General features: G+C 71.7%; 5 protein-coding genes. All 5 read right to left on the bottom strand.

What is annotated here, in order from left to right; all coding sequences use genetic code 11:
- Positions 1-672 precede the first annotated feature (672 nt).
- From VF665_RS08520 to pyrR, 5 genes are read right to left on the bottom strand one after another with little or no spacing between them, the layout of a single operon-like run.
- Entirely contained in the window at positions 673-1,818 is a 1,146-nt protein-coding gene (locus VF665_RS08520) for a hypothetical protein (RefSeq protein ID WP_331052989.1), read from the bottom strand.
- A gap of 23 nt (positions 1,819-1,841) precedes the next feature.
- The gene (locus VF665_RS08515) at positions 1,842-2,954 is read right to left on the bottom strand and encodes a 3'-5' exoribonuclease YhaM family protein (protein WP_331052988.1); all 1,113 of its coding nucleotides are present in this window, start codon (positions 2,952-2,954) and stop codon (positions 1,842-1,844) included.
- Positions 2,951-4,246: a dihydroorotase gene (locus VF665_RS08510; RefSeq protein ID WP_331052987.1), complete on the bottom strand. Its 1,296-nt coding sequence runs from the start codon at positions 4,244-4,246 to the stop codon at positions 2,951-2,953. The genes VF665_RS08515 and VF665_RS08510 overlap by 4 nt, the downstream gene beginning before the upstream one ends.
- On the bottom strand, positions 4,243-5,217 hold the full coding sequence (locus tag VF665_RS08505) for an aspartate carbamoyltransferase catalytic subunit (protein ID WP_331052986.1): 975 nt from the start codon (positions 5,215-5,217) through the stop codon (positions 4,243-4,245). The genes VF665_RS08510 and VF665_RS08505 overlap by 4 nt, the downstream gene beginning before the upstream one ends.
- Entirely contained in the window at positions 5,217-5,774 is a 558-nt protein-coding gene (gene pyrR / locus VF665_RS08500; protein WP_331052985.1) for a bifunctional pyr operon transcriptional regulator/uracil phosphoribosyltransferase PyrR, read from the bottom strand. Before pyrR ends, VF665_RS08505 begins: the two co-directional genes overlap by 1 nt.
- Positions 5,775-5,858: the final 84 nt, after the last annotated feature.

Genomic DNA, 5,858 nt, shown 5'->3' with positions numbered 1-5,858 from the left:
GACACCCCGGCGCCGAGGTGGGTGGCAGGGCGGAGGTGCTGCCGCAGGCGGCGCCTGCGGCGCGAGCGGCGTGAGATGGCACCAGGCGCACCGCGATTCCTCACGTCAGGTGCACCGGGATTCGTCACCTGGCTCGGACTTCGAGTGTCATTCTGAGCGGAGGCGCCGCGCCCGCACCGTCCGTCACACCAGACTCTGGCGCCGACCGAAGAATCCCGCGCCACCGCGTCCCATGCACGCCCGGTTGCGCGCCGCGCTCGGACACTGCGGGTGCGGCGGGAGAGGCTGGGGCACGCCACGCCGGACCGCGGCGCGGCGGACGTTTCGGTCCGGGATTCTTCAGTCGCGCATGGATCCGGCGCCGGGGTAAGCACGGTGCACGCTCCTTCAGAATGACGCCTCAGCGCCGAGGTGGGCGGCAGGACACCGGTGGGGCGGAGGTGCCGGCGCGGGGCGGCGTGACCGGACATCAGACGCACCACTTCGAACGAACTACGGTCGTTGACCGAGCGGGGGAGGAGCGGCGCCAACGGGCACGAACCTCCTCGGAGCCGTATAAGAAAAGCACAGAGCCGCAGAGCAAAGAAGAGGGAGGGAGCGAAAAGTGCTCCGCTCCCTCCCTTGTTGTTGTTCTTCTCTGCGTCTCTGTGCCTCTGCTGGAGCACCCGTCCGTTACAGCTCGGAGCCGCAGATTTCGCAGTACCAGGAGTGCGGCTCGTTGATGGCGCCGCACTCCTTGCACAGCAGCGGCTCCGCGCGGGCACTCGCGCCCGTGGCGGGCGTGGAGGCCGCGGGAGGGGTGGGCGTGCTCGCGGCCGCCGCAGGGGCGCTCGCGGGAGCCGGCCCGCCGATGGCGCGGTCCAGTTCCTCCAGGAAGGCCAGGTCGTCCGCGCCCAGGTCGGCGGCCGGCGGCTCCGGCGTGCGTACCGAGTTCTCGATGTCGCGCAGGAAGTCCAGCCCGTTGTCTTCCTCCGCCGCGGGCGGCGTCCACCCCTTGGCCGCCTCGTCGATCCCCTCCAGCCACGGAAGCTCCTCGTCCGCATCCGCCATCTTCTGCGGCTCGCCGAACTCGCCCCCGAACGGATCCCACTCCTCCGCCGACGCCTCGTCCGCCGCGCGCGCCGTTTCCGCCGGGGTGGAGGGTTCAAACGTTGCGGCTTCTTGCACCGGCGCGGCGGCCGGAAGCTCGTCCAGTACCGGGGCGGCGGGCTCGTCCGCGGGAGCCAGGTCGCGCGCTTCCAGCGTGGCGTCCAGCTCCGTCTCCCACTCGCTCTGCTCCTCCTCCGGCACCACCGCGGGGGGCGCGGCTTCCGACGCGACCTCGGGGGCGTCGTCCGCCGCGACCGTGGCCGGCGCAACGGCGGGGGGAACGGCCGCGCTCTCCGCGCCGGCAATGTCGGCGGCCAGCGTCTGCAGCCGCTCCACCTCGGCGCGGGCCTGCGCCACGGCCTCGTCCGCGCGGGCCACGGCGGCTTCCAGCGCCGGGCGCTGCGCATCCCACGCCGCGTCGTCCAGCTCGCCGATCAGGTGGCGCAGCTGCACCTCGTCCATCTCGTCCGCCATGGTGCCGCGCTGCTGCTCCGCGTCGCGCAGCAGGCCGCGGTTGCGCTCCAGGTCGGCCTCGATCTCGCCGCGGTGCGACGACAGGTCCTCCGTCACGCGGCGCAGGCGCTCCGCGTAGTCCGCCCGCACCCGCTGCGTCACGTGCGTGCTCGCCCGGCCGCCCACCTCGTCCAGCCGGGCGATCCACCCGTTCAGCTGCTCGCGCTGCCGGATCAGCTCGTGGACCGGCGAGGCAGTGGCGTTCTGTTCACTCATGGCAATTCCGTTCGGTTTCCCGCTCAGCCGCGGAACAGGTCGATGACGTCGGCCACGAACTCGCGCGGAGCCACGGGCTCCAGCACGGGCGCGGCGGCGGTTTCCAGCGCCGGAGGACGGTAGAAGGCGCGGTCCATCCCCCGGTCGAACGGCGTCCAGCCGCCCGGCGCCAGGCCCATCACGGCGCGCATCCCGGGGTTCATCTTGGCGTCCAGGTCGTCCGCAAAGCTCAGCAGCAGCGCCTCCAGCGTCTGCGGCAGCTTGGGGCTGGCGAACTCGTACTTTCCGTGGTGGCTCGCGATCAGGTGCTGCAGGTGCAGCATCCGGTCCGCGCGCAGGCCGGGAATGCCCTCCGCCTCGCGCGTCACCACCTGCAGCCCCAGCAGAATGTGGCCCAGCAGCTGCCCCTCGTCCGTATACGCAAAGCTGCGGCGCGCCGTAAGCTCGCGCGTCTTGCCGATGTCGTGCAGCAGCGCGCCCGCGATCAGCAGGTCGCGGTCCAGCTGCGCCCCCTGCTCGCGGTAGTGCGCGCACAGTCGGTCCGCCGCGCCGGCGACGGAAAGGGAGTGCTCCATCAGCCCGCCCAGGTAGGCGTGATGGTGCTTCTTGGCCGCCGGATGGATGCGGAAGCTGCGGCCAAGCTGCGTCTTGGCCCCCACGCACCGCACCAGCAGCGTGCGCAGCGGCAGATCGGCGATGCTGGCCACCATGGCGTCCAGCTCGCGCATCATCTGCCCGCGGTCGCGCGGCGAGGCGGGAAGAAAGGTGGCCAGGTCGTCGTCGCTGATCTCCAGCGGCTCAATGACGCTCACCGTGAGCTGCATCTTCTCGCGGTACACGCTCACCTTGCCGCGCACCCCCACCACGTCGTCGGGGCCCACGCAGCGGTCGCACCGCTCCGCGTCGTCCCACACCATGGCCGTCACGGTGCCGGTCTGGTCGCCCAGCAGCAGCTCCAGGAAAGGCTTGCCCGCCTTGGTTTCGCGCCGCTGCTTTTCATAGACCAGAAAGCAGCCCACGATCTCGCGCACGTCCTCGCGCAGGTCGGCCACCATGGGGCCCGGGTACGCCGGGCCGCAGAACCCGCGCGGGTCCGTGCGGGGGGCCAGCGAAACCGCCACGTTCACTTCTCTCATCCCGCCGTTGATCCCTGCCATACGGTGTTGCCGCCCACCAGCGTGCGCACGGCGCGGCAGCGCAGCGCCCGCCCGCCGAACGGCGTGTTGCGGCTCATGCTCAGGAACTGCGCCGGATCCACCGTCCACTCGGCCCGTGGATCCATGATCGTCACGTCCGCCAGGCTCCCCTCCGCCAGCGAACCCATCCCGTCCAGCTTCATGGCCCGCGCCGGCGCCACGCTCATCCGGTGCACCAGAGTCGGGAAGTCGATGATCCCCGTGGCCACCAGCTCCGTGTAGGCCAGTCCCAGCGCCGTCTCCAGCCCCACGATGCCAAAGGGCGCGTCCTCGAACGCCTGCTCCTTTTCGTCGTAGTGGTGCGGCGCGTGGTCCGTCGCGATCACGTCCAGGGTGCCGTCGCGCACGCCCTCGCGTACGGCGTCGCGGTCCGCCTCGGAGCGCAGCGGCGGGTTCATCTTGGCGTCGGTGCGGTACAGCTCCACCGCGGCGTCCGTCAGGGTGAAGTGGTGCGGCGTGGCCTCCGCCGTCACCCGCACCCCGCGCGCCTTGGCCTCGCGGATCAGCTGCACGCCCAGCCGCGTGGAGACGTGCTGCACGTGCAGCCGCGCCCCGGTCAGTTCCGCCAGGACGAGGTCGCGGGCGATCATCACGTCTTCGGCCGCGTTCGGGATCCCCGTGAGCCCCAGGCGGCTGGCGACGATCCCCTCGTTCATGGTCCCGCGGCGCGCCAGCGTGGGATCTTCTTCGTGGACGGCGACGGGGAGGTCAAAGGTCAGCGCGTACTCCAGCGCCATCCGCAGCATGCCGCCGCTCACCACCGGCTTTCCGTCATCCGTCACGGCGACGGCGCCGGCGTGGATCAGTTCGCCGAATTCCGTGAGCTGCTCCCCCGCCTGCCGCATGGTGATGCAGCCGGTGGGAAAGACGCGCGCCCCGCCGGCCCGCAGCCCCTCCGCCAGAATGAACCCCACCGTCGCCGGATCGTCCACCGGCGGATCGGTGTTGGGCATGGCCACGACGGTGGTGAAGCCGCCCGCCGCCGCCGCGCGCGCGCCGGTGCGGATGGTTTCCTTGTGCTCCTGCCCCGGCTCACGCAGGTGCACGTGCACGTCCACCAGCCCGGGCGTGACCACGAAGCCCGCCGCGTCGATCGTCTCCGCGCCTTCCGGCGCCTCGATTCCCTGCCCCACGCGGGCCACGCGGCCGTCTGCCAGAAGGACGTCGGCCACGGCGTCCAGCCGCTGCGACGGATCCACCACGCGGCCGCCGCGAATGAGCACGGGCCTCATTCTCCGCCTCCCGTCTTGGCGGCTTCCGCCTGCTCCGGCTGCCCGCCGGCAAGGAGGTAGAGCACGGCCATGCGCACGGCGACGCCGTTGGTCACCTGCTGCAGGATTACGCTGTGCGGCCCGTCCGCAACGTCGCTGTCGATTTCCACGCCGCGGTTCATGGGGCCGGGGTGCAGGATGAGGAGGTCGCGCGGCGCCGCTTCCACGCGGGCGCGCGTAACGCCGAAGACGCGGTTGTACTCGCGCAGGCTGGGGATGAAGCCGCCCGTCATGCGCTCCAGCTGCAGGCGCAGGACGTTGAGCACGTCCGCCCACTCGATGGCTTCCTCGATGCGGCGGAACACCGTGACGCCCATCTCCCCCACCTGCGCGGGAAGCAGCGTGGCCGGGCCGCACACGCCCACCTGCGCGCCCAGCTTGCGCAGCCCGTGAATGTTGCTGCGCGCGACGCGCGAGTGCAGCACGTCGCCGCAGATGCACACCTTGAGGCCCTCCAGCGGGCCGCGGTGGTCGCGGATGGTGAGCAGGTCCAGCAGCCCCTGCGTGGGGTGCTCGTGCTTGCCGTCGCCCGCGTTGATGACGCTGCTGGCGATGCGGTCGGCCAGGAACTGCGCGCTCCCCGACGCCCCGTGGCGGATCACGACCATGTCGATCCGCATCGCCTCCAGATTGCGCGCCGTGTCCACCAGCGTTTCGCCCTTGGCCACGGACGAGCCGGTGGACGAGATGTTGACCGTGTCGGCCGCCAGCCGCTTTTCCGCGAACTCAAAGCTGATGCGGGTGCGCGTGCTGTTTTCGAAGAAGGCGTTGACGATGGTCTTGTTGCGCAGCACCGGCACCTTCTTGACCGGCCGCTCGGAGATTTCCTTGAACGCTTCGGCCGTGTCCAGAATGGCGGTGATCTGCCCGGCGGTGAGCCCTTCCAGCCCCAGCAGGTCCTTGCCCAGCGACGGCGTGACGGCGTGCGGCATCAGGCCCCGCCCTCCGCGCCCACCAGCTCCACCCCCAGCGAGCCGTCCAGCTCCGGCACCAGCACCTCCACCCGGCCGCCCTCCTCCACCTGCACCCGCTCGCCCACCACGTCGCCCTGAATGGGGAGCTCGCGGCCGCCGCGGTCCACCAGCACGGCGAGCAGGATGCGCTTCGGCCGCCCGAAGTCCGCCAGCTCGTCCAGCGCCGCGCGCACGGTGCGGCCCGTGTACAGCACGTCGTCCACGATCACCAGCTGGCGGCCGTCGATGCCGCCCACGGGAAGCCGCGTCTGCCCCACTACGGGGCGCGGGCCCACGGTCATCAGGTCGTCGCGGTACAGGGTGATGTCGAGCGAGCCGGTGAGGGGCGCGGCGCCGGTGCGGGCGCGCAGCAGGTCAGCCAGGCGGGCGGCGAGCTGCACCCCGCGGCGCTCCACGCCCACCAGCAGCAGCCCGGAGCCGCCGGCGGTGAGGTGCACGATCTCCTCCGCCATGCGCGCCAGGACGCCTTCCACCCGGGCGGCGTCCATGAGCGTGCGGCGCTGAGGTTCGGCCATGTATGCGTTTGCGTTCCGGGAGAGGAGCCGGACATCGGTGTGAAGTGCGCCAAACTTACCCCGTCCCCGGTGCAAGTGTCAACG

It is taken from the genome of Longimicrobium sp. (assembly GCF_036387355.1).
Classification (GTDB): domain Bacteria; phylum Gemmatimonadota; class Gemmatimonadetes; order Longimicrobiales; family Longimicrobiaceae; genus Longimicrobium.
Note: the sequence above shows the minus strand (reverse complement) of the source record. Positions and strands in the feature narration are given on the sequence as shown.

What these genes read in the sequence shown, in the direction of transcription:
- VF665_RS08520 (WP_331052989.1), bottom strand. Translation starts at nt 1,818, where the DNA reads ATGAGTGAACAGAACGCCACTGCCTCGCCGGTCCACGAGCTGATCCGG.
- VF665_RS08515 (WP_331052988.1), bottom strand. Translation starts at nt 2,954, where the DNA reads ATGAGAGAAGTGAACGTGGCGGTTTCGCTGGCCCCCCGCACGGACCCG.
- VF665_RS08510 (WP_331052987.1), bottom strand. Translation starts at nt 4,246, where the DNA reads ATGAGGCCCGTGCTCATTCGCGGCGGCCGCGTGGTGGATCCGTCGCAG.
- VF665_RS08505 (WP_331052986.1), bottom strand. Translation starts at nt 5,217, where the DNA reads ATGCCGCACGCCGTCACGCCGTCGCTGGGCAAGGACCTGCTGGGGCTG.
- pyrR (WP_331052985.1), bottom strand. Translation starts at nt 5,774, where the DNA reads ATGGCCGAACCTCAGCGCCGCACGCTCATGGACGCCGCCCGGGTGGAA.